At 60.9% G+C, this 396-nt stretch carries 1 protein-coding gene; it reads left to right on the forward strand.

All coding sequences use genetic code 11. The features are described from left to right. A partial coding sequence (locus tag OC23_RS19665) for a hypothetical protein (protein ID WP_038345133.1) occupies positions 1–356 on the forward strand: 356 nt, incomplete at its 5' end. Positions 357–396: the final 40 nt, after the last annotated feature.

A 396-nucleotide genomic window follows, 5' to 3' on the forward strand; every position in this document is an offset into this window, starting at 1 on the left:
CTCCTGACGGGGTCAGTGCTAACACATTCTACAGAGGACTGAATAAAATGGGCACCGCAATGGCAGTAGCAGCTCAAGCGACCTGGGAAGGCTTGGCTATGACCGGTAAGTTCATGGGTGCTGGAGCTAAACGAGCTGGTGCAGTATCCATGTGCGGTGCAGCATACACCGCAGCTATTTTTTTTTTTTGCAGCGGCTACAGGGATCGGGGCCTGGCTTCGTGTAGCCGCTACCGCAGGCTGCGTACGTCCCGAAGGGGCGCGGCGATCTCGAGACCGATGAAGGCCCTGCGCGCCTTGTCGCAGCCTCGCGGGTTCGGCAGCGGCTACAGGGGCGCGGCATCAGGCTTTGTGTAGCCGCTGCCGCAGGCTGCGATAAGCCCCGCAGGGGCTTCAG

Source organism: Acinetobacter sp. A47 (assembly GCF_000805455.1).
Classification (GTDB): Bacteria; Pseudomonadota; Gammaproteobacteria; order Pseudomonadales; family Moraxellaceae; genus Acinetobacter.